General features: G+C 51.7%; 27 protein-coding genes and 3 pseudogenes. 13 read left to right on the top strand and 17 right to left on the bottom strand.

What is annotated here, in order from left to right; genetic code table 11:
- Window positions 1–32 precede the first annotated feature (32 nt).
- Window positions 33–1163, top strand: coding sequence for a GGDEF domain-containing protein (locus tag PSCS_RS04195; protein ID WP_068810554.1), 1131 nt, complete (start codon window positions 33–35; stop codon window positions 1161–1163).
- Between the two features lie 129 nt (window positions 1164–1292).
- On the opposite strand, the gene PSCS_RS04200 is transcribed toward PSCS_RS04195, so the two are convergent.
- Complete coding sequence (locus tag PSCS_RS04200) at window positions 1293–1997, bottom strand: hypothetical protein (protein ID WP_068810555.1); 705 nt, start codon at window positions 1995–1997, stop codon at window positions 1293–1295.
- Between the two features lie 159 nt (window positions 1998–2156).
- On the opposite strand from PSCS_RS04200, the gene PSCS_RS04210 reads away from it, so the two are divergent.
- The 4 genes and pseudogenes from PSCS_RS04210 to PSCS_RS16070 form a co-directional block, all read left to right on the top strand.
- Window positions 2157–3319, top strand: a protein-coding gene (locus PSCS_RS04210) for an IS3 family transposase (protein ID WP_106387075.1) whose coding sequence is annotated in 2 segments (ribosomal slippage) — window positions 2157–2412 and window positions 2412–3319 — 1164 coding nt in all. Because the reading frame shifts where the segments join, the coding sequence is not laid out codon by codon here.
- A 21-nt stretch (window positions 3320–3340) separates the two neighbouring features.
- Window positions 3341–3880, top strand: coding sequence for a manganese efflux pump MntP (locus PSCS_RS04215; protein WP_068810558.1), 540 nt, complete (start codon window positions 3341–3343; stop codon window positions 3878–3880).
- A gap of 207 nt (window positions 3881–4087) precedes the next feature.
- Window positions 4088–4612: a cytochrome b gene (locus tag PSCS_RS04220; RefSeq protein WP_068810559.1), complete on the top strand. Its 525-nt coding sequence runs from the start codon at window positions 4088–4090 to the stop codon at window positions 4610–4612.
- A gap of 53 nt (window positions 4613–4665) precedes the next feature.
- Window positions 4666–5173 (top strand): annotated as a pseudogene (locus PSCS_RS16070) (DDE-type integrase/transposase/recombinase); the annotation flags it as partial.
- Here the strand turns inward: PSCS_RS16070 and PSCS_RS04230 are convergent.
- From PSCS_RS04230 to PSCS_RS04245, 4 genes are all read right to left on the bottom strand, one after another.
- On the bottom strand, window positions 5166–5777 hold the full coding sequence (locus tag PSCS_RS04230) for an SOS response-associated peptidase family protein (protein WP_068810561.1): 612 nt from the start codon (window positions 5775–5777) through the stop codon (window positions 5166–5168). The pseudogene PSCS_RS16070 and the gene PSCS_RS04230 sit on opposite strands and share 8 nt — an antisense overlap.
- A 346-nt stretch (window positions 5778–6123) precedes the next feature.
- A complete protein-coding gene (locus PSCS_RS04235) occupies window positions 6124–6591 on the bottom strand; it encodes a DUF2231 domain-containing protein (protein ID WP_020932527.1) in 468 nt (155 codons plus the stop codon).
- 46 nt (window positions 6592–6637) lie between these two features.
- The gene (locus PSCS_RS04240) at window positions 6638–7402 is read right to left on the bottom strand and encodes a copper resistance protein B (protein WP_082866549.1); all 765 of its coding nucleotides are present in this window, start codon (window positions 7400–7402) and stop codon (window positions 6638–6640) included.
- A complete protein-coding gene (locus tag PSCS_RS04245; RefSeq protein WP_232790078.1) occupies window positions 7395–9158 on the bottom strand; it encodes a copper resistance system multicopper oxidase in 1764 nt (587 codons plus the stop codon). The genes PSCS_RS04240 and PSCS_RS04245 overlap by 8 nt, the downstream gene beginning before the upstream one ends.
- Window positions 9159–9375: 217 nt before the next feature.
- Here PSCS_RS04245 and PSCS_RS04250 point away from each other — a divergent pair, with 217 nt between their 5' ends.
- On the top strand, window positions 9376–9585 hold the full coding sequence (locus PSCS_RS04250; protein WP_136629442.1) for a hypothetical protein: 210 nt from the start codon (window positions 9376–9378) through the stop codon (window positions 9583–9585).
- A 283-nt stretch (window positions 9586–9868) separates the two neighbouring features.
- Window positions 9869–10003 carry a metal-sensing transcriptional repressor gene (locus PSCS_RS16410; protein WP_082117369.1) on the top strand — a complete coding sequence of 45 codons (135 nt, stop codon included), beginning with the start codon at window positions 9869–9871 and terminating at the stop codon, window positions 10001–10003.
- A gap of 12 nt (window positions 10004–10015) precedes the next feature.
- Here PSCS_RS16410 and PSCS_RS04255 read toward each other — a convergent pair.
- Window positions 10016–11562 (bottom strand): IS3 family transposase gene (locus PSCS_RS04255; RefSeq protein ID WP_369795754.1). Its coding sequence is split into 2 segments (ribosomal slippage): window positions 10016–11100 and window positions 11100–11562, totalling 1548 coding nucleotides; the frame shifts between segments, so codons are not numbered across the junction.
- Window positions 11563–11593: 31 nt separating this feature from the next.
- Here PSCS_RS04255 and PSCS_RS16415 point away from each other — a divergent pair.
- Window positions 11594–11812, top strand: a complete 219-nt coding sequence (locus tag PSCS_RS16415) for a metal-sensitive transcriptional regulator (RefSeq protein ID WP_047011335.1) — start codon at window positions 11594–11596, stop codon at window positions 11810–11812.
- Between the two features lie 30 nt (window positions 11813–11842).
- Here the strand turns inward: PSCS_RS16415 and PSCS_RS04265 are convergent, their stop codons facing one another.
- A complete protein-coding gene (locus tag PSCS_RS04265; RefSeq protein WP_041932919.1) occupies window positions 11843–12448 on the bottom strand; it encodes a recombinase family protein in 606 nt (201 codons plus the stop codon).
- A gap of 94 nt (window positions 12449–12542) precedes the next feature.
- Here PSCS_RS04265 and PSCS_RS04270 point away from each other — a divergent pair, with 94 nt between their 5' ends.
- From PSCS_RS04270 to PSCS_RS04280, 3 genes are all read left to right on the top strand, one after another.
- Complete coding sequence (locus PSCS_RS04270; protein ID WP_068810563.1) at window positions 12543–15431, top strand: Tn3 family transposase; 2889 nt, start codon at window positions 12543–12545, stop codon at window positions 15429–15431.
- Window positions 15432–15538: 107 nt separating this feature from the next.
- Complete coding sequence (locus PSCS_RS04275; RefSeq protein ID WP_068810564.1) at window positions 15539–15946, top strand: S24 family peptidase; 408 nt, start codon at window positions 15539–15541, stop codon at window positions 15944–15946.
- Window positions 15946–16632 carry a Y-family DNA polymerase gene (locus tag PSCS_RS04280; protein WP_082866550.1) on the top strand — a complete coding sequence of 229 codons (687 nt, stop codon included), beginning with the start codon at window positions 15946–15948 and terminating at the stop codon, window positions 16630–16632. Before PSCS_RS04275 ends, PSCS_RS04280 begins: the two co-directional genes overlap by 1 nt.
- Window positions 16633–16666: 34 nt before the next feature.
- Here PSCS_RS04280 and PSCS_RS04285 read toward each other — a convergent pair whose 3' ends face one another.
- The 6 genes and pseudogenes from PSCS_RS04285 to PSCS_RS04305 form a co-directional block, all read right to left on the bottom strand.
- Entirely contained in the window at window positions 16667–19654 is a 2988-nt protein-coding gene (locus PSCS_RS04285) for a Tn3 family transposase (protein ID WP_068810565.1), read from the bottom strand.
- Window positions 19655–19663: 9 nt separating this feature from the next.
- Entirely contained in the window at window positions 19664–20635 is a 972-nt protein-coding gene (locus PSCS_RS04290; protein ID WP_068810566.1) for a site-specific integrase, read from the bottom strand.
- A gap of 24 nt (window positions 20636–20659) precedes the next feature.
- Window positions 20660–21094 (bottom strand): PIN domain-containing protein, encoded by a 435-nt coding sequence (locus PSCS_RS04295; protein ID WP_068810567.1) that lies wholly within the window; start codon window positions 21092–21094, stop codon window positions 20660–20662.
- Window positions 21091–21312, bottom strand: coding sequence for an AbrB/MazE/SpoVT family DNA-binding domain-containing protein (locus tag PSCS_RS04300; RefSeq protein WP_068810568.1), 222 nt, complete (start codon window positions 21310–21312; stop codon window positions 21091–21093). Before PSCS_RS04300 ends, PSCS_RS04295 begins: the two co-directional genes overlap by 4 nt.
- A gap of 162 nt (window positions 21313–21474) precedes the next feature.
- Window positions 21475–21632 (bottom strand): annotated as a pseudogene (locus PSCS_RS16080) (signal peptidase II); the annotation flags it as partial.
- Between the two features lie 3 nt (window positions 21633–21635).
- Window positions 21636–22532, bottom strand: a complete 897-nt coding sequence (locus PSCS_RS04305; protein WP_068810569.1) for a cation transporter — start codon at window positions 22530–22532, stop codon at window positions 21636–21638.
- 93 nt (window positions 22533–22625) lie between these two features.
- On the opposite strand from PSCS_RS04305, the gene cadR reads away from it, so the two are divergent.
- On the top strand, window positions 22626–23033 hold the full coding sequence (gene cadR, locus PSCS_RS04310) for a Cd(II)/Pb(II)-responsive transcriptional regulator (protein WP_068810570.1): 408 nt from the start codon (window positions 22626–22628) through the stop codon (window positions 23031–23033).
- A 229-nt stretch (window positions 23034–23262) separates the two neighbouring features.
- On the opposite strand, the gene PSCS_RS04315 is transcribed toward cadR, so the two are convergent.
- The 4 genes and pseudogenes from PSCS_RS04315 to PSCS_RS04330 form a co-directional block, all read right to left on the bottom strand.
- Window positions 23263–24180 (bottom strand): cation diffusion facilitator family transporter, encoded by a 918-nt coding sequence (locus tag PSCS_RS04315; protein ID WP_068810610.1) that lies wholly within the window; start codon window positions 24178–24180, stop codon window positions 23263–23265.
- Between the two features lie 74 nt (window positions 24181–24254).
- Window positions 24255–24596, bottom strand: coding sequence for a P-II family nitrogen regulator (locus PSCS_RS04320; protein WP_068810571.1), 342 nt, complete (start codon window positions 24594–24596; stop codon window positions 24255–24257).
- Window positions 24597–24605: 9 nt separating this feature from the next.
- Window positions 24606–24815 (bottom strand): annotated as a pseudogene (locus PSCS_RS04325) (efflux RND transporter permease subunit); the annotation flags it as partial.
- 121 nt (window positions 24816–24936) lie between these two features.
- On the bottom strand, window positions 24937–25299 hold the full coding sequence (locus PSCS_RS04330; protein WP_068810573.1) for a hypothetical protein: 363 nt from the start codon (window positions 25297–25299) through the stop codon (window positions 24937–24939).
- A gap of 414 nt (window positions 25300–25713) precedes the next feature.
- On the opposite strand from PSCS_RS04330, the gene PSCS_RS04335 reads away from it, so the two are divergent.
- Window positions 25714–26733, top strand: a complete 1020-nt coding sequence (locus tag PSCS_RS04335) for a DNA-binding protein (protein WP_068810574.1) — start codon at window positions 25714–25716, stop codon at window positions 26731–26733.
- Window positions 26734–26772: the final 39 nt, after the last annotated feature.

Here is a 26772-nt window from a genome sequence, read left to right on the forward strand (position 1 = left end):
ATTTGCTCATTCTCTACAAGTAGACTTTATAGATGACTCAACCAGAAATTTCCCAGCAAGTCGCTGAACAGTTGCGTGCAGCGACCCAACATACCAGCAGAATTTCACGTTTCTATGCGAAATTTGCAAGAATTGTCAGTATAGCTTCTGTTTCTGTCGCTATCCCTTTTTCCATCTATCACATGGTTTTCGGCAATATCCAGGTGGCTCTATTTTTAGCTCCTGTCATCATGTTGCAAACCTACCTGGCTTACCATTTTATCTGCAAAGGCTATAACCGGAATCTTGCCATCATTTTGGTTGTCATGCAGATGGTCTGCACCGTCGCATTGGTGGCAATGTTCGGCCCATCAGCGATAGTGTGGTTGTTTGTCACCGGGGTGACGAGTTTCTTCCTGCTCTCTGTCAGAATTGCCGTTTTCTGTAATATCGCAGCGGCTGTTGCAGTAAGTTCGCTGGCCGTACTGGAGCCTGCCTTTTTGGTGAGATTTCTGGCTGCATTTGCGCTTTTTAACGTTTGCTTATATGCCTTTAGCCAACAATTAGTCGCCAGAACCAATGAGTTGGAATTGATGTTAACCATAGACCCATTGACCAGAGCAGGAAATCGAACTTCACTGGAGCTCGCACTTGCCCGTATTAAGAGCCAGGCGGAACGGCACGGTCATGCAGCGACCCTGATGGTGATCGATATCGATAACTTCAAACGCTACAACACGGATTTAGGCCCGCGTGAAGCAGATGAATTACTAAGGAAAATCGCCGATGTGATTAAACACCGGCTGCGACCGACAGATAGTTTTTACCGTTACCATGGCGAAGAATTCGTTCTGATAGCTGAGAATACGCCGATGAGCCAGGCTACCTATCTGGCGGAAGATTTGCGCAAACGTGTTGAGAAGCGCATTCAGTGCGCTACGGTCTCAATTGGCGTCACTGATGTACGTCCTGGTATCGATGTATATGAAGCGTTAAAACGGGCACAGAAAGCCTTGGTTAATGCCAAAACCATTGGTCCTAACTGGGTCTGTTTTGATACTAATGAATCAGAACCTGACATCAAGCAGAACGATTTCTGGCAAGATCTCGTGGACTCTGAAACTTCAGAATATGCTGAATCCACTGTACCTGTAGCGCCAGTTAAGAGGGTCGTTGGCGCCTGAGAGCGCCTATGATTGCTGTCTGCTAGTTGTCTGTCAGCAAAGCCTTTCTTTGTATTCAGGCGGCAGCGAAGCCTAATTCCCCAGTATTCCGCTATTTCCGGTAATAAAGATTACCGGAAATAACGTAAGTCATCCGTTCGTTATGGATCTCTCTTTCTCCATCATAACCTCTTCCCACAATCCGAAATAAATTGGCATAAGATTGTCATGGCACCTGGCTAAATACTCCATAACATTCACTTCGCTGGAAGTTTTTTGTGATCTACAGAATCCACCCTGCGCATCAAGCGTGACGTGATCGTAGTCTATTTTTTCAAATTCAAGGTATGTACATTTATTCCGCACACGAAGTATATTTTTATGCTTGGTTTTATTCGTGTAGCCCCGCAATAGCTGAAAATCTTCATTTACACACAAGTCTTTGAGCGCAAGATTAAATGGGTAATCACGATATTTCCCAATAAACTCTTTGCTCCAGCCTAGCTTCGGAGTGTCTAGGTCTTCAAAAACGCGAAAGTACAAGTTCAGTGCGTAAGGAAAAGAATCTATCAGGGCATGCAAGTTCTGTAGAAATGCGAAGATATTTGCTTCATAAGCGAAACGGATCTCAACAGTATCTCCTGGCCTTCGATATGTAGTAGAAAACCAATCCAAAACGAGATCAAATTTTGAAGCAATCTCTTCAAGCTGGGAATAGTGATACTCAGAAATCTGCGTTCGGTGATAAATTGACTGAGTGCTGGATATTAGACGCTCAAGGACATGTTCTTCTTTGCCAGCTAATTCCTGCCGCTTTAATGAGACGATTTTTTCTATATCTAAGCTTTTAGGCATCTATCGTGATCCTTATTCACTGAATGATACGTGATTCTCCTATTTCGTTCCATAGAGAGACCTTCCCTATCGGGGTCACTATCTGAGGTGTTTGTAGTGGTCTAATGAAACCGGACACCATTTAAGGTGGTAATATTACCACATTGAAAGAGGTGTTCGATGGCAAGGCAACGACGATCATTTACAACAGAATTCAAATTGGAAGCGGCCCGGCTGGTTACCCAGCAGGGATACTCAATTGTTGAGGCCAGCCGCTCCCTGGGTATCGGTGAGAACGCACTTCGGCGCTGGGTCGTCCAGTTGACGCAGGAAGGTGCGGGCATTACGCCCCGAAGCAAAGCATTGACTGTCGAGCAACAACGGATCAAGGAGCTGGAAGCCCGGATTGACAGGCTGGAACGAGAGAAAACGATTTTAAAAAAGGCTACAGCTCTCTTAATGGCCGAACAGATGCAACATACGCGCTGATCGACAAGTTGAGAGAGCAGGCCCCGGTTGAACTGATTTGCACAGCTTTCGATGTGCCGACCAGCAGTTACTACGATTACAGAAAACGCAGCCAGGCAATTGAAGTAGAGCGACTGGAGCTGCGCAGCATAACCAAGCAGCTGTTCCGTTCGACGCGCAACGCAGCCGGCAGCAGAACCTTGGTTGGAATGATGCGCGAGTTGGGTTATGCCGTTGGACGGTTTAAAGTTCGGCGTCTGATGAAAGAAGCGGCGCTGGTCTCCAAGCAGCCTGGCTCGCACGCATACAAAGTATCTGATGTAGAACGGCCAGATATTCCTAACCACCTGGATCGGGAATTTGAAGTGGATGCCCCCAACACCGTTTGGTGCGGTGATGTGACGTATATCTGGGCAGACAGTCGATGGCATTATTTGGCAGTCGTCATTGATTTATACAGTCGCCGTGTTGTGGGCTGGTCGTTGTCGACCAGCCCTGACGCGCAGCTGGCTGTCAAGGCACTGGAGAACGCCTTTGAGCAACGTGGCAAACCTCAGGGTGTCTTGTTCCACTCAGACCAGGGATGTCAGTATACAAGCCGTCTGTTCCGTCAGAGGCTCTGGCGTTATCGGATGAAACAGAGCATGAGTCGTCGCGGAAACTGCTGGGATAATGCACCGATGGAGCGAGTGTTCCGCAGCCTTAAGTCAGAATGGATTCCGGCACTGGGCTACATGACAAAAAACGAAGCAGCAAAGGATATTGGTTATTACTTGATGGATCACTACAACTGGCGCCGTCCACATCAGTACAACAATGGTGTGCCACCGGCGAAAGCTGAAAATCTGTCTAAAACATTGTCTTGGATTCGTTGACCGCTACAAAGGGAGTAGTACATGATTGAAGTTTTTATTTTAGCAGTCGCGCTTAGCATGGATGCTTTTGCGGTATCAATTGGCCTAGGTTCGAAACATGTGGAAAAAACAAAATCACTTGCAGTCATGGCTGCAATATACTTCGGTATCTTTCAGGGTTTGATGCCTTTGATTGGATTCCTGGGTGGCAAAGGTGTGCTGGGTTGGGTTGAAGAGTATGCTCATTGGGTTGCTTTTTTTCTGCTCGTATTGATCGGTGGAAAAATGGTTTATGAATCTTTTTCTGCTGGAATAGAAGAAGATATCGCAAAAGTTACGCAAAAAATATTGCTTATTCTAGCGTTGGCTACAAGCATTGATGCAATGGCCGCTGGCTTCACGTTAACACTTATTGAAGTGAACCCGTTCCTGGCTTGTGCAATAATTGGAGTCACCACATTTGCCTTCAGCTGGTTTGGTGTATTTATCGGGGCAAAAAGTGGTACGTGGCTGGAAAGTAAAGCTGAACTTTTAGGTGGGGTAATACTGATTCTAATAGGTTTCAAAATTTTGTTATTTTGAGTCTTTGTTATGAATAAGGCAATCATAACGGGGCGCTGTTATCCCTCCGTTTTTTTGCCATGAATCATAAAAGTAACTGCATCAGCAAGTTCTCTGATAGCCAAACGAAAAATCTAATAATTGGATGCATGAGTTGGATCAACATCATCGGACGCGATATCATGCACGCTATCAGAATTGGGCACACCGTTGCACAGGAGAAATGTAATGAACCAGGTGAGAAGGTATACCGGAATTTCAACAATCAATCACTGGGTGAGCGCATTGCTGGTCATCGCCATGCTGGTGCTTGGTCTGGCGGCCGGGGGAGCTCCCACCGAGGAGGTCGAAGACTACATCATGGGCCTGCATATCGGTCTCGGCTTTTTCGCCCTACTATTTGTGTTATGGAGAACTGGGTACCGGCTGTATGAAGGTTTTCCTCCAACTCTTGGCGAGTCGGAATGGCAGCGTCAGCTAGCCTGGTGGATGCACCGCATCTTGCTGGGCGTGCTTTTTCTGCAGGTTTTGACTGGCCCGCTGTACCTGTTCACGGAAGGTGAGGGTATGGATGTGTTTGGCTGGTTCACATTTTACCTACCCCTCTCGGCGCTTTCTATCCTGCATGAGCCAGTGGAATGGTTACACAAGTTCGGTGGCAACTACCTGATTCCGGCACTGATACTGGTCCACTTTGCAGGAGCTGTCAGACATTTTATGAACGGTGACCGGGCATCACCGGCTGATATGTGATGTTGTCAGTACCGATGACAGCCCGTTGCCTGACTAAATTCGCAGATGATGTGGAGCCGCCGGATATACCTAACCACCTAGATCGGGAATTTGAAGTGGATGCGCCCAACACCGTTTGGTGCGGTGATGTGACGTATATCTGGGCAGACAGTCGCTGGTATTATTTAGCAGTCGTCATTGATTTATACAGTCGCCGTGTTGTGGGCTGGTCGTTGTCGACAATTCCCGATGCTGCGCTGGTTGTTAAAGCGGAGGACATGGCCTATGAGCAGCGAGGTAAACCTCAGGATGTGATGTTCCATTCAGATCAGGGTTGTAAGGGTGCATTCAACTGGTCGGCGCGGAAATTGTTGGGACAATGCACCGATGGAACGCCTTTTTAGAAGTCTGAAATAAGAGTGGGTTCCGGCACTGGACTCCCCAACTAAAAACGAAGCAGCAAAAGATATTGGTTTTTACTTGATGGATTATTACAACTGGCGTCGATCATATCAATACAAGAACGGTGTGCCACCGACAAAAGCTGAAGATCTATCGAAAACATTGTCCGGAATTAGTTGACCACTACAGTTTGTATTCTGGGTTTTAACAGCTCCTCAAACTCAGCCACATCCTGGGAACATGGATTTAGCCACTGTCTTCTGACATCTCCAGAGCCAGGCAGCATTAGTGGAAAGGATTTAGGATGGATTTTTTCCCACTGAGGTAGTGACGGCAACGTGATAATGCTGGCAGATCTAATAATCTCGCCAGTTTCTTTTGATACCCATTCTTTATACAAACCACCAAAAGCAACAGCTTCCTTCTCAAATTCGATTTTGTGATAGGTTTTTCGGTCCCCTAACCCCTCAATGAAAGCTGACGCTGGAATTATGCAGCGAGAGGTACGAAAAGACTTATAACCAATGGATCTCGGTTGATGTAGCTTGTCGCTCCGGGTATTGAAAGTGGCATATTTCCTATGCGGTTTTAATGTATCAGTGTCCAGTAACAGCGACCAAATGGCATCTGAAATAAGGAAATCTGACTTAACCTGGTAGATGATGCTGATGATCGCTCCAGGAGCGATATCGCCTGAATAACGCAGTGCATCGCTATCAATACCAAAACTTAGGCAAAGGTTGTCCACTGCAGGACTCTCAGCCAGGTTGAAACGCCCACACATTTTACACTCCCACGTTGTTCACTGATCCTGATAATACTCCTACCCTTTTAGGGGTCGTTTGCGGGAGAGGGCGAAATGACACCCGAAGGGTAGCGTCTATTGCAGAAATTCAATTAAAAAGGATGCCCTCAGTAGTTATCTTTTTTAGACATCCAAATGGAATCGGCCATAGGACATAAATGTAAGCCAAATTGATATTCAGCCCCCTCTCTCAATGGTCAACACAGCTCACAAGTATTGTCTGTGAGAAAGGACTCGCCCTCTTAGGTGACTAACAGGTTCCGCATATCAGTGAACGCGGACAATAAAGTCCAACCATTTAGACTCATGCCCCAACCAAAACAGTCTAAAGTCCCGACGGCAACGAAACACCGACGCCGAATTCATAGACGAGTTGACCACCAAAATAAGCAGTTGTGACGATCAGTCCTGCAATCGCCAGCTCGAATACCACTGCACCCCAGCAGAGGCGCCTCGATAGAACGGTGCCTCGCCACCAAATAACTGCGCGTAGCAGCCCCCAAGCAACTAAGACACCTGCTGCAATGTGTCCGAACTCCTCATGCGTTTCTAATATCGCAAGGGACGTACCGTTGGCCAGCGCGACATCGAGCGCAAGGTCACCAAAAACAAAAGCTACTGCGGCGGCCAGCCCCGCGCCTAGCCCGAGTCCAGCCGAGATATTAGCAATAGCGCCACGACCATCGAGGGACAACCCTCGAAAAACAACGACCAAATCGAACATTGCGAGCAATAGTGCAAAGACGATTGGGAAATGCACGACCAATGGGTGGATTTGTTCAATCGGTAACATTGGGTACAACTCCCATCAAATAATTAGAATGTTCGGTATGCACGAGTTAGAACCACACTCTAAAGCCGGCAACCAATGCCAGATTATCAACGTCTCCGCCTTCAGCGCGTGTCAGATCAGCCGTGTCGCCATATTGGCGCTTCCAGCTGACGCCAATATATGGAGCGAATTCTCGACGAACTTCGTAACGCAATCGCAGACCTAGTTGCACATCATTCAACCCGCTACCGACGCCAAATCTAGGTACTGAACTGGCTGCAATATTGGTTTCAAATCGAGGTTGCAGTATGAGGCGTTGCGAGAACAACAGGTCGTAAGTGCCTACTAATCTAGCCGAGACGTCGCCATCCTCGCTGATAAAGAGGGCGGGCTCGACTTCGAATCGATAAGGCGCTAAACCTTGGACGCCCAGCACCGCAAAACTGCGATCCTGATCGGGGCCAGAGCCATACTGTCGGTCATAGCGCAGGCCGACCTGCAAATCCCAAAACGGCGCGATCATTCGGCTATAGAGCGCTTGAAGTTCCAACTCGCCGCCGTTTGCTGATGTTTGGTCGTCACCTTCAAATTTCATCCACAGTTTGTTGGTGTCGGTGCCATACCAGCCCTGCATATCCCAGCGAAGCGTATCGGCGCCGTCGTTGTCGCGATACTCGAACTGGTCTACGATGATCATACCGAACGATAAGTTGTCTTCAACGGGTTCCGGCCAACCGGATTCCTCAGCGAAAGCAAAGCTATTGATAATTATCAAAAAGCTGCCTAGCACAATTCGAATCGAGGGGGATGTGGTGAGCAATTGATTATCCATTGCGGTTCTCCGATGACACTGCATCATTGGTCACCGACACCACTCGAAACATACCCATGTCCATGTGATACAACAGGTGGCAGTGGAAGGCCCAGTTGCCGGGGGCATCTGCACTGATCAGCGCGGTCAGCCGCTCACCAGGCTTCACGTTGAGGGTGTGTTTGCGCGGCCGGTATTCACCGGCGCCATTCTCGAGTTCCATCCACATACCGTGCAGGTGAATCGGATGTTCCATCATGGTGTCGTTGACCAGCACCAAGCGCAGGCGTTCGCCATACTTAAAGTGGACAGGACCATCCACTTCAGAAAACTTTTTACCATCGAACGACCACATGTACCGATCCATCACGCCGGTCAGGTGCAATTCTACTTCGCGTTCCGGAGGCCGTTGATCGGGATACGGCGACAGGCTGCGTAAATCGGTGTACACCAACACGCGACGGCCATTGTTCTCCAGTCCGTTGCCCGGTTCGCTCAGGCGATTACTCGGAAATTCCGCGACCATCGTATTGCCTTTACCGTGACGGTCCGGGCCATGCTTTACTGGCGATGATGCTGTTGACATGCCAGTGCCATTGCGTGACATGTCCATACTGCCCATCGTCTGTTTCTTAGCAGACATTTCACCTGGCATCGCCATCGCACCCATGCCCATATCCTTCATTGTGCGCACAGGACGATTGCCTAGCGGCGGTATTGCTGCCTCGAGCCCTGCTTTGGATGCCAGGGTTCCGCGCGCAAAACCGCTGCGGTCCATGGAGGCTGCGAAAATCGTGTATGCCGCCTCGTCGACAGGCTCGACAATGACGTCATAGGTTTCCGCCACGCCAATTCGAAATTCATCAACAGCGACCGGCTGAACATTCTGCCCGTCTGCTTGTACCACGGTCATTTTCAGTCCCGGGATGCGGACATCAAAGTAACTCATCGATGCGCCGTTGATAAACCGCAGGCGTATGCGCTCTCCCGGCCGAAACAAGCCTGTCCAATTGGAATCTGGCGCCATTCCGTTCATTAAATAGGTATAGGTAGCACCGCTAATGTCGGCGATGTCTGTCGGCGCCATCCGCGATCGCGCCCAGACCATGCGTTCTCGAACCGTTTTACCCCAACCGTTCTCTTCAGCATCGTTAAACAACTCAGGTACCGTGCGCCGTTGATAGTTGTAGTAATCGCTTTGCTTCTTCAGTTTCTTCAGAACGCTCATTGGGTTCTCAAACGTCCAGTCAGAAAGCATGACCACGTATTCCCTGTCATAAGCAAACGGCTCCGGGTCAATCGGATCAATAATTAGCGGCCCATAGTGACCTTGCTGTTCCTGCAACCCAGAATGGCTGTGATACCAGTACGTGCCGCTTTGTTTGACAGGGAATGCATAGCGAAACGTCTCGCCCGGTTTGATGCCTGCATAGCTAACACCGGGGACACCATCCATTTCATAGGGGACCAGTAAGCCATGCCAGTGAATGGAGGTGTCTTCATCCAGTTGATTCGTGACCCGCATAACCGCGTCCTGCCCTTCTTTTAGGCGGACAAGCGGACCTGGAATGGAGCCACTGATCGTCACCGTATCGCCCAACCGCCCGCCAATATCAAGGGGCTGACGGGTAATATTGAGATCAATCGGGCGGGTTGCTTGTTCGGGACTTAAGCCTAAGGTTTCTACGGCAAAAGCCGGGACCAAAGAATTGAGCCCAAGGATTGCACCTGTAGCACCCGCTTGCGTTATAAAGCGGCGTCTTGATTTCGAATACATCGTTTGGTTGTTCATTGTTCGCTCCAACAAATAATCTTGGTTGCTTGCGCGCTATCCCGGCGTAAAAAGCACGCCCTGGCGGAATAACTTAGTTTTGGAAATTGGCACTATCCAGTCAATGACGACGATAGGCCACTGACATCAAAAAGTTGGCAGGCAAATTCAGCAGGCGATCATAACGATGAACTGGCGAATCGACTGTTCTCTGAGGCGGAACATGCTCGCGTGCCGAGTTCGAAGTGACCTGCGCTTGAGGCCATATGGATTCACTGAATTTGAATACAGCGACAAGATTGTCGTCGAGGTCATCGATGCGCGTCGTCGGTTGGAGGGCATCCTGTTGGAGATGCTCTGTGGCATTAACCGCACAATGGGTAAAGCAATGGTCATAAGAACACTCACCATCGCACGGTCCACCATCGACTGAATGATGCGCATGTTCGTCTATCCCTGTGCTTGCATTTGCATAGCACACCCCGACACCCGCGCCTAAGACCAAGGGGAGGACCAGAAACGAAGATATAAAAAGGCGGAGGATCGACATGCTTGCCACTATATACTCCCCGGTAGTATTTAACAAGACCAAGCGATTAGGGTTAAAATCATTCAATCTTGGCTGCGCATCAACGGTCACGTGAGAACTCGAGACTGATATCAAGCTGATGGTCGTTGTATACTCCTAAGGAGTATGTCGACCGAGTGATAACACCATGTCCAACCTTGAAAAATCAGATTTGCCCGCCTCTCGAAAAGCGATTTCGAGGCGCCTTAAGCGAATCGAAGGTCAAGTCCGCGGCGTAGATCGAATGCTGGAACAAGGTCGCTACCGCTGTTTGTCAGCATAGTTGTCGTGTTTTTTACGCAGCGGCCTCTAAGCTGCGACTCTCCTTCTCAGGATTCAACCAGACCTCTTCTGGCAAATCCCAATTCCGAGTTCTCCCCGACCAGCGCTTCGGATTGGCTGCTTTCGCGGCCTCGTAAACGGCCTTTCGCTGTTGTATGACTTCTGTCGTCTGGCCACTATGCCGTTGCGCCGGAGTGATGAACTTCAACCCGCTGTGCTTGTGTTCCTGGTTATACCAGGTCGCAAATTGGAGTACCCAGGCCCGGGCATCGCCCAGTGTTGCAAAGCCTTTGTAAGGGTAATCAGGGCGGTACTTGCACGTTCGGAAGATCGACTCAGCATAGGCATTATCGTTACTGACCCGAGGGCGGCTATAGGACGACATGATACCCAGTCGGTACAGGGTTTCCATCAGTGACGCGCCTTTCATCGGGCTGCCGTTGTCCGAGTGCAGAACCAGGTGTACACCGGCAATACCCTCACGTAAATACGCCTTGGTTACCAGTTCTGACGCCAGTTCACTGGACTCTCCCTCATGGATTTCCCAGCCCACAATCTTGCGGCTGTACAGGTCGAGGATGAGGTACAGGTAGAAGAAGATTCCTTTGGCAGGACCGGGCAACCAGGTCACGTCCCAACACCACACCTGATTCGGGCCGGTGGCACAGTGCGTGTTGAGTGGCTTGGCGGTCGGTGCCTTACTGCGGCCCCGGTGCTGCTGTTGGCTCTGTTCACGAAGCACACGATAGAACGTGGACTCAGAGGCGATAAAGCACCCTTCATCCGCCAGGGCCGGTACAATCTGGCTGGGTGGCAGGCTTCTGTGTACTGGGCTATTCACGGCGACCAGCACGGCCTCGCGCTCTTGCTGTGTCAGTTTGTGAACCGGTGGCGGACGGGTCGCACCAGGGCGACCATCTGCCTTAACATCCCCCTCCCGGGTCCAGCGCTGATAGGTGCGCATGGCTATGCCCATTTCTGCGCACGCCCTGAAGGTCCGGGCACCAGCATCGGTTGTTTCCTTGATCAGCCTGACGGCTCGCTCGCGATCTGGGGTGCTAATCATTCGTCCTCTCCCTCGCCCCAGATCGCATGCATCTTTTTTCGAAGCACCAGTAACGCAGCGGTTTCCGCCAGCGCCTTCTCTTTATGACGCAGATCGCGCTTCAGCTCCTTGATCTCTTTCTTCGCCGATCGAGCCTGATCCCGCGCTGACCTGGCCTGTTCTACTGCCGTGGCATTGGCGTGCATGCAAACCTCTTTCCACGCCAGTATCTGCTCCGCATACAGCCCCTTCTTGCGGCAGTACTCGGCCACCTCCGCCTCGTTCAGAGCGGCGGTCTCCAGCACGACTGCAAACTTGTCTTCGGGCGACCAACCTTCCGGATTCCTTCCATCCCCTGGCACTACCATCCCTCCTGATCGGGCTTGTTTGCGCCAATGATACAGGGTCACGTCGGAGATTCCCGTCTCTTCTGATAGCACGCGTACCGGGGTGTTTTCTGGCGGCATCATTCTTCTAAGCACCGCCTGCTTGCGTTCTTCTGGGTATTGTTTCATTGCTCATTCCTGAGCGCCCCCCGAGTATTAATTGAAAATTGGACACGACAACTATCCTGACAGAGGGGGCTACTGTGTCGACATCTTGCAACAAATTCAGGCCACGAAAGCCGCGTTGAAAAAAGTTGAAACCGAACTTCTACGTGATCATGCAAATTCCTGTATTGAAGGTGCACTTAGAGAAGGCTCTTTGGATGAGCAAAGAGATAAGATCGTTGAACTCGTCGATCTGTTTGAACGAGGTCGCTGAGGGTCTGGTACCGAGAAAAAGTGCCTGCGTCTAGGCCGCCTCGCGTGAGCGTTTTACAATCTCAGAGACCGTGTTCTTGCTAATACCGAGATCCCGTGCAATCCATCGATAGCTCTTACCTTGTTCAATGAGGTGAAGCACTTTAGGTGAAAGTTTGTCGGATTTTGGGCGGAAGCCCTTCTTTCGGCCCAGCTTTTTGCCGCGAGCTTTTGCTGCAGCAAGACCGGATTTTACGCGTTCACTAATTAAATCACGTTCAAATTCTGCGATGCCGGATAGAAAGGTTGCCATCATCCGACCATGGGATGTCGATAGATCAAAGGTCATGCCGCTTATGGCGACCACCGAGACTTTCCAGTTTTCCAGGTCGCGGAGCGTGTTGAGCAGGTCGATGGTTGATCGACCCCATCGAGACAATTCTGTCACGACTACCGCATCGATTTCCCGGCGTTGCGCCAAGGCCATAATTTTCTTTCGTTCTGTGCGATCCAATTTCGCACCTGACCCCGTTTCCTTGAAAACTCCAATGACGTCGTAGTTCGCTCGTTTAGCGAATGCTCGAAGATCGCGTGCCTGCCGCGCACACGATTGATCAGCTGTCGACACTCGACAATAAATGGCTACCCGGTGTCCCAATTAAACCTACCTCTCTTCATGGCTTGCAAAGCCGCATGTTTACTGGCTGGATTGGTGTCCTGTTTAGCCTTTAGTTTAACTGGGACAGTATCGCATGCCAAGACGCACCATTCTGACCGAACGACAACGGGAAGCACTGTTCGGATTGCCAGCGGATGAAGACTCGATGCTCCGCCACTACGTGTTGAGTGACGAGGACATGCAGCATGTCAAAACAAGGCGACGCCCCGGCAACCGATTGGGTTTCGCATTGCAGCTATGTGCCTTGCGGTATCCCGGTCGACTACTCCAACCAGGCGAATTCATCCCAGACCCAATTATCAAATTTATTGGGGCGCAACTGGGTTTGTCGAAAAGCGACCTTGCCGACTATGCGGAGAGACGGCAGACACGCTATCAGCATTCGGTGTCGCTCCAGAATCTATACGGCTATCGAACTTATCAGGCTTCTGACCTAGATTTCGCCCAGTGGCTGGCATCAGCCGCTGAACAGGCCCACTCTAACGAAGGGTTGGCACGCGAAGTGGTCGCCCAAATGCGCCTTCGGCGCATTGTTGTACCGGCACCTTCAACGGTTGAACGATTGTGTGCAGATGCTCTGGTCGCCGCCGACAATCGTATCTCTAGGCGCATCGCGGATCGTCTCGACAACACCACAGTGGACAGACTCACCGCATTGCTCAGCGAAACAACGGTGACAGGCGTCACCCGATTCGTCTGGTTGCGCCAACACGAACCGGGCAGCAACTCACGGGTGGTCAATGGGTTGCTCGATCGGCTGGAACGGATCGTTGATTTGGAACTCAGCCCTTCTTTGCTTCAGGGTGTGCCCTCGCACAGAGTAGCCCGCCTTCGTCGCCAGGGTGAACGCTACTATGCCGATGGCATGCGTGATCTACCTACGCATAGAAAACTGGCGATACTAGTCGTCTGTGGTGTTGAATGGCATGGCGCAATCGGTGACGCCATCGTCGAAACCCATGATCGAATTGTGGGTCGGCTGTACCGTGCTTCTGAGCGTGTTAGAGATGATCAAATTAACGATCAACGTGCGCTCATCCAACAAACACTCAAAACTTTTTCCGAAGTAGGCGCATCGATCATCGCGGCGCGAGAAGCCGGCGAGCCCGTCGACACAGCCATTGAACAGGATTGCGGCTGGGAGGTATTCAATCGCCTGGTCGAAGATGCCACCGCTGTGAATGCCAAAGTTGGAGCCGATCCTCTGGATTTTGTGAACAGTGGCTACGCTAGATTTCGTCGCTATGCACCACGGTTTCTGAACACACTCGCGATCGAAGGTGCGCAGTCAGCAGGACCGATACTCAAAGCAATTAACGCACTCCAACAACTGAACCGATCGAATAATCGGGGGTTACCAAACAATCTACCGATAGCCTTCGCTAGACCCAAATGGCGAAAGAGGTTGCAGCGCACAGACCGTCGAACTTGGGAAACTGCGATTCTTTTCGCTATTCGCGATGCATTTAGGGCAGGCGACATCTGGTTAAAAAATAGCCGTCGATATGCAGAGCCATCGAAAGAGTTGATACCGGTTAACGCCGTTGCAACGTCATCAGCACTGGCAGTACCGTTGGACCCTCTCGACTGGTTAACGCAACGGAAACAGGTGCTGGCTCAAGCATTTGAAGCCACAGGCGAAGCCGCACGCCGTGACCGGCTACCAAACGGGCTAATTCAAGACGGCGTACTCAAACTCTCCAAATTGGAGAAACAGGCGCCCGACAATGCCCATCAGCTAGTCATGGATTTGTACCGGCGTGTACCGCAAACACCGGTCACTGACATTCTGTTGTCGGTAGACCGTGAAATCGGGTTTACAGAAGCTTTCACAGATTTGCGAACAGGAGCGCCGTGTCGTGACCAAATCGGGCTCCTAACCGTACTACTCAGTGACGGCGTCAATTTGGGCCTTCGCAAGATGGGTGCCGTATCTACCACGCATTCTTTCTGGGAGTTGCTTAGGATTTCTCGGTGGCACGTACAAGACGATGGCTATCGGCAAGCACTTGCGATGATCGTAGACGCGCAAAGTCGACTGCCTATGTCCAAAGTCTGGGGGCCCGGAGAGTCCGCGTCGGCCGATGGTCAATTCTTCCGAGCCTCAGGGCCTGGCGAAGCCATGAATGTGGTGAACAGACGCTATGGCATAGACCCAGGGATAAAGGGGTATACCCATGTCTCCGATCAGTATGCTCCGTTCTCGACGCAAGCGATTCCGGCAACAGCACACGAAGCGCCTTATATTCTCGACGGACTGTTGTCGAATGACGCCGGACGGCGAGTGAAGGAACAATATGCAGATACCGGTGGGTTTACCGATCATGTGTTCGCCATGTGCTCACTGCTGGGCTACCGTTTTGCACCTCGTATTCGCGATCTACCGGCGAAACGCCTGTATGCATTTAATCCAAGCGAGGTACACAAGACACTGAGGCCGTTGGTTGCGGCCAAGATCAACGAAGACCTTATCGTACGCAATTGGCCCGACATCCTCCGGTTATCAGCAAGTGCAGCGGCAAACACAGTGAAACCCAGTCAGCTCTTAAAACGACTATCTGCTTACCCGCGACAGAATGAACTGGCTGTCGCCCTACGTGAGATCGGTCGAGTTGAACGATCGTTGTTTATGATGCAGTGGATGTTGGACGCTGAGTTGCAACAGCGCGTACAGATGGGGCTCAACAAAGGTGAGTCACACCACGCCCTAAAGCGCGCAATCAGTTTTCATCGTCGAGGTGAGATTCGTGATCGATCCTCTGAGGGACAACACTATCGAATTGCTGGGATGAATCTCATTGCGGCAATCATTATCTATTGGAACACCAAAAAGCTGGGGGAAATTGTCGAGACACTCACCAATGCCGGTGAGGCACCAAATCCCGATCTACTGCCCCATGTATCCCCTCTGGGGTGGGAGCATATCAATCTAACTGGTGAATACCATTGGCCCGATGCTTAGGGTGTCATTTCGCCCCCTCCCGCAAACAACCCCTTTTATATCTTGATCATACGTGTATCTCAGCGTCATAATATACTGTACATATATACAGTTTTATAGACCATACTATGATCAAATTCATTCCTATTGCCGCCCAAGCCGGGATTACTGGCTTTGAGTCCCCAGCAGCTGAATACACGCAGCTGGACTTGTCATTGGATAAAATTCTCATTGACCACCCTTCAGCCACGTATCTTGGCTTTGTAGAAGGTGAATCAATGACAGGCGTGGGTATATTCCCCAATGACCTGTTGATCGTCTCAAGGGCTGAGACGGTCAATACAGGGGATGTGATAGTTGCGACTCTCAACGGTGTGTTTGTCTGTAAGATCGCGGACACCAAGAATAAGCAACTGATTTCATACTCAAAACGGCATAAAAAGTACCAGCTTACAGATGGTGATGAGTTTATTGTTGAGGGTGTAGTGACACGCTCTATCCGGCTTCACAGGCCGCTTAAAAAGGGTTTCACCTGATGTACGCACTTTGCGACGTCAACTCTATGTACGCCAGTTGTGAGAAGGTCTTTGATCCCAGCATACGGAATAAGCCAGTTGTAGTGCTGACCAACAACGATGGCTGCATCTGCGCTGCCTGTCATATCGCTAAACGTGCAGGTATAGATAAGAAGTTCGTCCCCTACTTCCAGGTCAAACCAGAGCTAGAAAAAGCAGGCGCTGTCATCAAAAGCTCGAATTACGAGCTGTACGCAGACTTATCCCAGCGCATGATGGAGACCTGTACCCGGTTTGCTCCTTACAGTCATATCTACTCAATAGACGAGTGTTTTCTGTATTACGGCAAAGGGGCTTATCAGCCACCTGAGGGCTGGTTTGAACACGCCAGGTCAATCCGGCGTAGCGTGTGGAAAGAAGTGAGACTACCTATTGGTGTAGGCATGGGGCTAACACCAACGCTTGCTAAGGCAGCAAACCATGCCGCTAAACGTCTCGATGGCTTTCGTGGTGTGGCAGTTATTGAAACAGAACAAGACCGAAAATCGATACTCAGACAAATGGCAGTTTCAGATGTCTGGGGTATTGGCAGAAGAATCACAAAGCGACTTAACGACATTGGCATTCACACAGCACTAGACCTGGCAAACGCCAGAGCTGACAGTATGAGAGGTCCGGCCGGTAAAACTGTAAAATTCAGCCACTAGCCTCGTAAGCGATTGATCCAAAACCATTTTCCCGTTATTCGATCTCCAGCTCGAAAGCCATTGGTTTAAATTTCTTGGACAAATCAATTTCGAAGCTGCCCAGTCTACCAAGGTGCTCTGCGTGGTATGGCGAGAAGCTGGCCATGTGCTCTCGGGTAATGCTGTGCCCTTCTGCCTTCAATTGGTTAAAGACCTCCGTCATTGCATTCACGTTGTAAAGAATCGCAACATTGGCAAGTAAGTGATTGTATTTCACGATCTTGCTCTGCTCATGCCTGAGGTTTGCGCTGATCTTCCCACCGTTGGCAAAAAACAACCAGCGCGCAAATTCGTTGAACTCTTCACTCTTACATGTGGCGGCCTGAATCGTCCTCCGCAGGTCAAGGTCGGTAACATAGTCCAGCAAAAACATGGTTCTGACGACCCTTCCCAGTTCCCGAAATGCAAAGTACAGCTTATTCTTGCGGTTTTTGGTGCCAAATCGCCTGAGAATGGTCGACGCGGTGATCTTGCCCGTTTTTACCGACATGGCGGTCCTCATCATATCGGGGTAATGCGTCTGAATGAGCTCCCACCGAATGGGATCGCTGAATAGCGATTGGATATGCTGTAACACCAGTCCCCTGTCTGACTTGTAGAACGTTAGGTCTTTGATGTTGCGGATGCGAGGCATCAGTTTAATGCCCAGCAGGGAGGCCAACCCGAACACCGGCGTTGACTGCGCCTGAGTGTCGCCGTGCACGGTATCCGGATTGAAGTCGGATTTGTCGTTCAAGAGACCATCGAGAATGTAGATGGCCTCGTAAACACCGCACGGAATGAACCGGCTGAACAATGCAATATAGGTATCGGAGACATGGTAGTAAGCGATACCCCCGTAACTGCCGTATCGCAGATGGTATTCAGACAGCAGATTGTCCTCGTACAGGTCCCAAAGCTTGCCATCAGCAGAAACGCTGTTGCCTGAGCCCCAACACTCAATTAGGCCGTACTTCTTGTAAGCGTTGTTGACCTTGGCGATGGCCTTATCAAGGCGCTCTTCGGTCGTCCTTTTGAGACTGATCCAGGCGATCTGTTTGCGGGATATGCCTTTCACTGACCGGGCCGTTTCTGTCGGTCCGATGTTGGTTCCGTAGCAGAACAACGTCAGTACAAAGCGTAGAAAAGGGTCGTCGATACGTGAATCAAAGCCGGATAGCGGTCCGAATTGGTGATTCAAATTAAGCCATTTCTCCACGGTGATGGCCAGATCAAGCAGGTTAATCTTCTCCAGGCGATCTTTAAGCAAGGCAGAAATGGCTTCAATTTCGGGCGGCGGATCATCGGTTTTGGCTTTACCAATAACAAGCTTCCCATTTTCAATACGAACCAGTTCGTCATCCGGAAAACGCTGATCCGCTTTCTGACAAGAGTTTGTCATGGCGCTTTTCAATGCCTGTGTGAAGGCGGGGGCCCCGGCGACCAGGCCGACCTGCTCGCAGTACGGTCCTAACCCGGCCTCGTACTCTTCCCAAGTGATCATTTGCTCGCGATAGTCGTCGAAGGTTTCGCTGTAAGGGATGAACAAGTCACCCGTGCTCAGTTCCTCCGCGATTCGCTCGAATACGCATAGTTCGAAGCACAGTTTATTGACATGGGTAACAGTTGCAGACTTCGTGGACTTGCCGGTTACCAGCTTCCACCATTTATCTCGAATCCACCGGATGTTCATCACGTTCTTACTTGAAGGGGAGTCGGGGTCACTTAGAATGCACAGGGTTTCAGTGCGGCGCTTTTTGTGCTTGAGGATAAATCGGAAAGCCTTGAGAAGGTCTTTATCTTCAGTGGCCGACGCGAGGTTTAGTATCTCGATCGTGCGAAACAACGTGGCTCGCTGCTTTTTGTACAGCGGCATCATGAAAGGCAGGTAGTTGTTGCCAGCGTAGGCCATGTACTGTTCGCACATCTGCAAGATCAGCTTGCTGTCCTTGCCCAGCACAGGATCGAAGGCGGTCACCGTTTTGGGCTTATCCAGGTATATCTGGATTGTACCGGACAATATCGCAATGAGCCGATCCGTCTGCTTTTGGTGATGAGCCAGATACTCCTCCAGCTTCTTTTCCGCCGTGCGATCCATCTTCTGAAGGAGCTTGATGACGATCTCAGCGGCCTTATCCAGGGTTTGGGCGTACTGATGACGAATCAGCACGATCATCAGTGCCGTGCGTTTGCTCACCTTGAGTTTCATCAGTTCAGCGTGATCGAGAGCCTTGGCTTCGTTGATGAATTGCCGGTGCTTGACAGGTGGCAACCCCAGATCTATGGGTAAGCTATTTTGCAGGGACGTCAGCCATTCCAGATAGGTGATGTAGGCCTGAATATTTCGAGGCGTAGGCCGTTTGGGCTCGTTTTTCAGGGTGTTCCAGCCAAAACCACTCGCACCACCGGCAGATCGGAGCATTTGCCCGATGAGCTGGCGACCTCCGGCCGTCAGATAGCCGCAGAGCTGATCATAGTACCTGTCATTGACTTCTCGGCGCGCCGATTGGCATAGTCGGTCGAGAGCGCTAAATGCAGGCAGTTCGTACTTCTCCTTGACCAGGTACTCCAGGGTGACATTGATGATATCGGCCAATGCCTCTTTGGTGGCGGCCGCCTCCAGCGCCCAGCCCCGCACCAGAGCACCCGTTGTTTCGCTATCGAAAGGTCGAATATTCAGGTACTGGCGAATGAATTTGACGTGCCGAATTTTCGCGCCCGAGGCGAAATAGGTCTGCAGTTCCTTACGAGATGTTCGGGAACGACTGTGAGCTCTGATGTGGTTGAGGATAACGTCTGGCACCTCGCCCAGTGTGGCAAAGCGCCCCAGCCTTTGAACCAGTTTCAGCTGCACCAGTAATCCGAGATACGAGGCGCTGGTACGTTTACAGTGACGTTGGGCGAAGCGAAGCTCTTTGTCTGTCGGCGTATACACATCCCCGACCTCGTGTGGCGAGAGGTCTTTCCTAAGGCGCGGGTACGCGGTGTGGTAGATGGCTACCATGGCAAGTGCTTATTTTGTCTCAGGTGAGTTTGAGGGACCACCGCAAGCCTCGGCTTCGTTCGGCCCGCGTCCAATCCGAAGGCGGGCGAACGGATCAGGTGCATCGATGTAGCGCATTGCGGAATGAACGTCTCTCCATCCCACATACTCCATCAAAGACTTCGTGTCCCAGCGATGATCATTGGCCCAGTTCGCAAACCCTCGGCGCAAGGAATGACTGCTGAACGCGTCCGAACCCTCTATGCCTGCCTCTTGGCAACAAGATCTGACGATGGCGATGATACTGTTCGGGTGCAGTGCTTCGCCCGCAAGCTGACCCCAACGGTTAATGGCCCGGAATACCGGTCCTCGCTTGATCTGTGCCGCATTAGTCCATTCCAAATAGGCTTCTACAGGACACAGCTGTCTGAGTGCCGGCGCTTTGAAATAGCGCCCTTGCCCAGAGCGGTCACTTTTGGTGCGGGATAGGTAAATCTCCATGCCAGAGCCAGGCTCCACCTGGATATGCTCCGCATTGAGCCGCGCCAACTCGTCGCTTCGAAAAGCCCGCCAAAAACCGATCAGCATAAGTGCTTTGTTGCGAAGCGGTTGCAATGGCAACTGGTGTGCATCTTGTCGAGCAATCTGCTGATCAAGGTGCGATACGATGGCCGTCAGCTGCACCAACTGGATGGGCCTGGCCCGCTTTTCTGGGGCCGGGTGCAGTTCGGCAATGCCCTTGAGCACCTTTTTTACATGGGGTGCTTTGGTCGGATCGGGAAAACCTTGCTCAAGGTGCCAGGCCGCCAGACCCGCGAGCCGCTGGCGCAAGGTGTTTAATGAGTGAGTGCGGGCGTGGTCCACCAGGTAACGCGCAACGCTATTGGCCGTAGCTGGCAGAAACCCGCCCCATTGGTCCTCGAAGTGCTGGACGGCGGCTTGGTAGGCCTTGCGGGTGTTGGCGCGGGTAGCCGCGTGTATGTAGTGGTCAATGCTGCTCATGCCGACCTTTTAATCTTTATCGAATTATGGGCTTAGCGTCCTTGGTATCTCCCGGGCCGCGATATCGAAGGTGTAAACGCCTTTGAGCGCCTGGTGCCACTGCTGTGCTTGGTGCTGGGCCTTGTTCACAATAAGTGCGTCGGGAAAGTCGGCGCTTTTTTTCTTGCCACCGACCTTCACCGGCTGCGCTTTTTTATAGTCATTCAGAGCACGCCACACGGTCTGCCCATCCTCAAAGACAATGTTCGGCTCCTCAAACAGCGCACTGATCACGCCAGCAATGGCCTCACGGTCAAGCTTGTAGCGCTTACCCGTTAGAACCCACATTGTCTCCACCAGCACGACATCCGTCACCAGAACGGGTACAGGACCCGTGATCAGTGACATGGCCTTATGCGACTGAGCCTTATTGTCCAGCAGCAGGTACCGAAGCAGCACATTGGTATCAATGGCAATCACGCACGGATACCGCTTTGACGGGAATCGTCCTCACTCACCTGGCGATCCACGCGGATGCCCTTGAGAATCCCGCGCGCGGCGCCTGAGACTTTTTTGATGATAGTAATGTGCCCGTCGTTGTCCACGTAGCTTTCGTATTCATCACCAGGCTCGATGCCCGCCAGCCGGCATTGATCCACAGGTAGCGTGATCTGCCGCTTTGAGCTAACTTTTGGCATAGGACACCTCTTTACATTGCGCCGTTCTGTAAAGGATACCAATGCCTTTACAAGCGGTCAATACGTAAAGATTCTATATGTGGGGGCGTGTAACCGACCTTGATCAACGCGCTGCCAGCCTCCACCATTCGCAAAAAGACTGAAGGCGGCTCCGGTGTTTCATAGATGTACACAGGTAAAGAAAGGGGCCACCGGAGCGGACTCGCCATAAGTCATTGACTGTTGGACCAGCCATTTCACAACCTCGTCAGACGCTGCTAGCAGTTCAGAGTGGACAACAACAGGGCATATGGCGAGAGATTTTTGCCAATAATGATCATTATTTAACCCTTGAGCGCCAGAATACGCCTGGCACCGTTAAGCACGATGATCCCCGCGATGGTGCCGATAATCAGATCCGGATAATTGGATCCGGTCCACGCGACCAAGGCGCCAGCGGCGATGACACCCATGTTAATCACCACGTCGTTGGCCGAGAATATCCAGCTTGCCTTCATATGTGCGCCGCCTTCGCGGTGTTTGGAGATCAACAGCAGACAACCGGTATTGGCGATCAAAGCGACGGAGGCGATGGCCATCATCATCAGCGATTCGGGCTCACTACCAAATACAAAGCGTCTCACCACTTCTACGAGTACGCCGAGAGCCAAAATCAGTTGAAGTACACCAGCAAGATGCGCGGCACGTACCTGCATTTTCACGCTATGCCCAACCGCATAAAGGGCGAGCCCATACACTGCCGCATCGGCAAAATTATCTAGGGACTCTCCAATCAGTCCGGTGGACTGGGCGATCAGACCGGCAGTCATTTCCACCACGAACAGGAGTGCGTTGATGCCAAGCAACCAGCGCAGGGTGTCGGACTCCTGCGTAGCAGAGGCTGCTGAGCTCTTAGCGATCTTGATTGTCTCTGGGTCGGCAGTCACGGTTTCCTGAAGAGAGGCACCTAGCCCTAAGGTCGTCAGCTTCGCAGTAATGGGCACAACCGAGCCGTCATGCAAGACCTCCAACCGGCGGTTGGACAAGTCAAAGGACAGCATTCGGATCTCGTCAAAGCCGTTCAGTGCAAGGCGGATCATTCGCTCTTCAGATGGACAATCCATCTTCGGCACAGCATAGATGCTGACCCACTTCCCTGGCGATTCTGAGGAAGTCTGCAAATCGGAATCCGCTGCAGGTACTTTATCGCCGCCACAGGCGCCACCACAGGAGTTATTCATGGTACGGCTCCACTTGAATAATTTTGTGATATCATCATAAACCTTATAGCTACTATAGGGTCAATAGTAGAGAATCCGTTTAGGAGAAGCTTGGTGCGTATTGGTCAGTTGGCAGAGTTGGCTGGGGTCGATACACAGACGGTCCGCTTCTATGAACGTCAGGGTTTGTTACCGCCGCCTGATCGACAGGAGAATGGTTACCGTGTCTATACCGAGAAACATGGTGAGCGGCTGGCCTTCATCCGTCGGTGCAGAATCCTGGACCTGTCGCTAGCAGAAATTCACGAGCTACAGAGACATCAGGACGACCCTCACCAACCTTGTGCCGCCGTCAACGCCCTGCTCGATGAGCACATCTCTCATGTACGGTCGCGGATAACCGCTCTGCAAACGCTAGAGACACAACTCGTTTCGCTGAGAGCGAGCTGCAACGATGGCCGGGAGGTTGAGACTTGTGGAATTCTTGCCCGAATCAATGAGGAAAGCGTGCGTCAGCAGTAGCTTGAGCATCAACCAGATAATCCGGTGACAAGCTTGAACCAGCTCTGCTCAAACCGCCGTCGCCCGGCGTTTCGGCAACTCGAACCCCCGGAAAGAGGTGGTTTCTCGATTGACGGCCAAGCGACCCACTATGAGGAGGCTGTTTTTTAACAATGGCTAATGGTCAGGAGCATCCTTAATCAGGTAAGGCGGTATCCAACGCAAAAGTGGAAGCACCCGTAGGGCATGCTTACGCACCGCCGCGCTTACTGTTGGTCTGCGTATCGACACAGCCACTGCCTTCCTGCTCAATTTCAAGTGTTGAGTGGCTGACGTCGAATTGGTCATGAAGCATACGCTTTAAATCGGTCTTCACCCGTTCAATATCGGGCAGATTGGCCTTCTTTACGACAACATGTGCTTCCAGTGCGATTGTGTGTTCAGCGAGTTCCCAAACATGTACATGATGGACGCTCACAACATCGTCCACATGCTCCATGGCGCTGATCACGTCATCAATGGAGACTCCCTTTGGTGTGCCTTCCATCAGCAAGTGAATGGTTTTCGGTAGCATACTGAAGCCTTGCCACAGCACGTACCCAGCGATCATCAACGTCAGCACAGTGTCCGTCCAGTACCAGCCATACAGCAGTATCAAGGTCCCCGCTATAACAACACCGACGGACGCCATCGCATCCGACACATTGTGCAAGAACGCGGCCTTTATGTTCATGCTGTTCTTTGACATCGTGTAGGTGAGTATGGCCGTGGCAAGATCTACAATCAGAGCTATTCCTGCCACCACGACCACCGTCCAGCCTTCGATGGGCTGCGGGGCAAATAGCCGTCCTATAGCCTCGTAGACAAGGTACATACCGACAATGACTAGCGTGACCAGGTTGATCAAGGCCGCTATGGTTTCACTGCGTCGGTAGCCGAAGGTTTTGAAGGCATCGGGCGGTCTGCGACCGATTTTGCGCGCGATGAGCGCGATCGCGAGTGATGCGGCATCGCTCAGATTATGGAGTGCGTCAGCTATGAGCGACAGGCTACCAGAAAGTATCCCACCGACCACTTGCGCTAGTGTCAGGATTGCATTGACGCCAATTGCAGCAATCAGACGTTTATCGCCCATGGCCTTGGTGCTATGGTTATGCTCATGTCCCATGGGATAGCCGCTCCCTTGAATATACAATCTGAAAGAAGGGCTGGGATGCCCAGTGGCATCCCAGCTACTCAACATTAGATGACGCTTGAATCCTCAACACCATCCTGAATGCGGATTGCACGCCTGATATCGCTAACAAAGATACGACCGTCCCCCCTAAGCCCAGTATGGGCTTCGGTTTTCAGCAGCTCCACTACGGCATCGACGAGGTGGTCCTGACACACGATCTCCACCTTCACATGCTCGGAGAACTCCGACGCACCCGCAATCGGGTGCGTGGCGCTGCTCTGCGCCTTGCTGCGACCGAAACCCCGGACTTCCGAGACGCTCATCCCGGTAATGCCATCCAGGCGATGCAGCGCCAGAGTGACCGATTCCAGTTTACGCGTTTTGATGTAAGCTTTTACCTCTTGCATGGTGTCACCTCAAGACGTTGAGTTGTCGCCGTTGGAACGATCGGCGAACCAGGGGTAGAGAGCTGGCAGAATCACCAACGTTAGAATGGTCGCGGTTACCAGCCCACCAATAACCACGGCTGCCAAAGGTCGCTGGACTTCGCTGCCCGTCCCAGTGGCAAACAGCAATGGCGCCAAGCCCAGACCCGTGGTGACAGCGGTCATGATGACCGGACGGACGGGTGAATAGAGAGTGAAACATGTGTTACCTGCCTGATATTTCAGTGGTAGAAATGTGCCGATCTGCACCGGGTCAAGCGCCGGGCAAGAACAATCGACAGAGGATCTCTAGGGAGTGAAATCAGGCAATGGGAGGGGGCACATCCGGTGCCATAAAATGCTGAGGGGGTAACGGCAGTTGTTCCGCCTGCCAGCGGTGACCGGTGGGCAGGTGAGATCCATACCCGCCCGTCTCAACGAAAAACAGATGGGCGTGGGCGTGACAGCTATGGCTGTGAACGCAGCTACCCCCAGGGGGATGAGAGTGGTTGGCGTGGTCGGCGCTGACGTTACCGTCAGCGCTAGCCAAATGTTCCAACGCCGCCTCGTCTCCCGTCGCCAGCTCATGCAAATCCGCCGCGAACACGAGGTTCGCGACGGCTACCAGCATTAAAAACAGGATCAGAGAGCTTTTCTTCATGTAGTTGAGTTTACTTGCAAGCAATCAGACAATACAACTCCTTTCCCGTTTACGGGACCGCGCGTCTGGCTGTCACGGTCCGCTAGCCGCCTTCGACAAGCCGTAGGCGATGACTTCCTTGTAGAGCGGATAGGCCTTCGAAGTCGAGGTCATCTCTTGAGTTGTGTGGAGTAGAGCCATGCCCGCATCACCTTGAAGATCAAGGGATTTGAAGTCAGGGCTAGCGGTTTGCAGCAACCTCTTCATGACTTACTTGGTCTGGAAACATCTGTACCTGTACAGATTTTGGCGTCGGTTTGCGCAAAAAACGTTCTAACATCAGATAATGCTTTATTATCTTGGGTTAAATTAGGTCTATTCAAAGCTCCCATTACCGCCTAATATAGTACGTATATACATATTACGTATCACAGTACGAAATAAACAGGAGAGGACAGCATGGCTCGTGGCGGTATCAACAAAGCATTGGTGGCCAAGGCCCATCAGGCCGTTCTAGCCAGGGGAGAAAACCCCTCCATTGACGCGATACGCATAGAGCTCGGTAATACCGGCTCCAAATCAACGATTCATCGCTATCTCAAAGAGCTGGAGGAGGAGGCGTCCACCAGACTCGATGATGAGGCCCTATTGAGCCAGCCCATTAAGGACCTCATTGCGCGCCTGGCATCGCGCCTACAGGAAGAGGCACACGACATCATCGATGAAAGTAAAAGCCGCTATGAACACCGGATCAAAGAGCTCTCTGACCGCTGCGCCGCGCTCACTCAAGAGGCTGGCCAGCTGGCCGATCAGCAGACAGCGTTGAAATCGCGCCTTGATGAGACGAGTGAGCAATTGGCTGCCAAATCCGCGGCCTGCGATGCCTTAGATAAACAGCTCAACGAGGTGGGTCAGCGCGAGGCCAGCAGGGCGGCGCTGCTCAAGGAAAAGCAGGCTCATATCGAATCCCTTGAGGAAAAGCACCGTCACAGCCGGGAGGCACTGGAGCATTATCGTGAATCGGTGAAAGAGCAGAGGGATCAGGATCAGCGCCGGCATGAGCAACAAATTCAGCAGCTTCAGGCCGAGATTCGCACGTTAAACCAGACAATTTCCGTCAAGCAGGGCGATTTAACGCAGCTCAACAAGGACAACGCGCGCTTGGTCAGCGAGCTGAGCGCTGCACGCAAAGCAACACAGGACCTCGAATCGAAGCTTAATCGGACTGACGCGAAGCTTGAAGATGCCAATAAGCAATTGCAAACCCAGTCGACGGATCTGCAGCAGTACGCCGACAGCGCTCAGCGCCAGGCCTCGCAAATTGATGAGCTGACGCAACGCCTTGAATCGGCGCAAAGCAAGGTGCAAGATTTTACCGTCAGCCAGGCCAAACTGGAGGCTGAGCTATCGGTTAAGAACGATATGATTGAGCGCCTAATGGCTGAAAACCGGCGCCAATATGACGAACCGGCCACGTAAGCGGGAGGTGATCCAGGATTGCTTCTAGATGTCCAATAT

Source organism: Pseudohongiella nitratireducens, from assembly GCF_001642735.1.
GTDB lineage: Bacteria > Pseudomonadota > Gammaproteobacteria > Pseudomonadales > Pseudohongiellaceae > Pseudohongiella > Pseudohongiella nitratireducens.

Bases quoted from the DNA above. Each gene is read 5' to 3' on its own strand.
- PSCS_RS04195 (WP_068810554.1), top strand. From the start codon at position 33: ATGACTCAACCAGAAATTTCCCAGCAAGTCGCTGAACAGTTGCGTGCA.
- PSCS_RS04200 (WP_068810555.1), bottom strand. From the start codon at position 1,997: ATGCCTAAAAGCTTAGATATAGAAAAAATCGTCTCATTAAAGCGGCAG.
- PSCS_RS04215 (WP_068810558.1), top strand. From the start codon at position 3,341: ATGATTGAAGTTTTTATTTTAGCAGTCGCGCTTAGCATGGATGCTTTT.
- PSCS_RS04220 (WP_068810559.1), top strand. From the start codon at position 4,088: ATGAACCAGGTGAGAAGGTATACCGGAATTTCAACAATCAATCACTGG.
- PSCS_RS04230 (WP_068810561.1), bottom strand. From the start codon at position 5,777: ATGTGTGGGCGTTTCAACCTGGCTGAGAGTCCTGCAGTGGACAACCTT.
- PSCS_RS04235 (WP_020932527.1), bottom strand. From the start codon at position 6,591: ATGTTACCGATTGAACAAATCCACCCATTGGTCGTGCATTTCCCAATC.
- PSCS_RS04240 (WP_082866549.1), bottom strand. From the start codon at position 7,402: ATGGATAATCAATTGCTCACCACATCCCCCTCGATTCGAATTGTGCTA.
- PSCS_RS04245 (WP_232790078.1), bottom strand. From the start codon at position 9,158: ATGTATTCGAAATCAAGACGCCGCTTTATAACGCAAGCGGGTGCTACA.
- PSCS_RS04250 (WP_136629442.1), top strand. From the start codon at position 9,376: ATGCTCGCGTGCCGAGTTCGAAGTGACCTGCGCTTGAGGCCATATGGA.
- PSCS_RS16410 (WP_082117369.1), top strand. From the start codon at position 9,869: ATGTCCAACCTTGAAAAATCAGATTTGCCCGCCTCTCGAAAAGCGATT.
- PSCS_RS04270 (WP_068810563.1), top strand. From the start codon at position 12,543: ATGCCAAGACGCACCATTCTGACCGAACGACAACGGGAAGCACTGTTC.
- PSCS_RS04275 (WP_068810564.1), top strand. From the start codon at position 15,539: ATGATCAAATTCATTCCTATTGCCGCCCAAGCCGGGATTACTGGCTTT.
- PSCS_RS04280 (WP_082866550.1), top strand. From the start codon at position 15,946: ATGTACGCACTTTGCGACGTCAACTCTATGTACGCCAGTTGTGAGAAG.
- PSCS_RS04285 (WP_068810565.1), bottom strand. From the start codon at position 19,654: ATGGTAGCCATCTACCACACCGCGTACCCGCGCCTTAGGAAAGACCTC.
- PSCS_RS04290 (WP_068810566.1), bottom strand. From the start codon at position 20,635: ATGAGCAGCATTGACCACTACATACACGCGGCTACCCGCGCCAACACC.
- PSCS_RS04300 (WP_068810568.1), bottom strand. From the start codon at position 21,312: ATGCCAAAAGTTAGCTCAAAGCGGCAGATCACGCTACCTGTGGATCAA.
- PSCS_RS04305 (WP_068810569.1), bottom strand. From the start codon at position 22,532: ATGAATAACTCCTGTGGTGGCGCCTGTGGCGGCGATAAAGTACCTGCA.
- PSCS_RS04315 (WP_068810610.1), bottom strand. From the start codon at position 24,180: ATGGGACATGAGCATAACCATAGCACCAAGGCCATGGGCGATAAACGT.
- PSCS_RS04320 (WP_068810571.1), bottom strand. From the start codon at position 24,596: ATGCAAGAGGTAAAAGCTTACATCAAAACGCGTAAACTGGAATCGGTC.
- PSCS_RS04335 (WP_068810574.1), top strand. From the start codon at position 25,714: ATGGCTCGTGGCGGTATCAACAAAGCATTGGTGGCCAAGGCCCATCAG.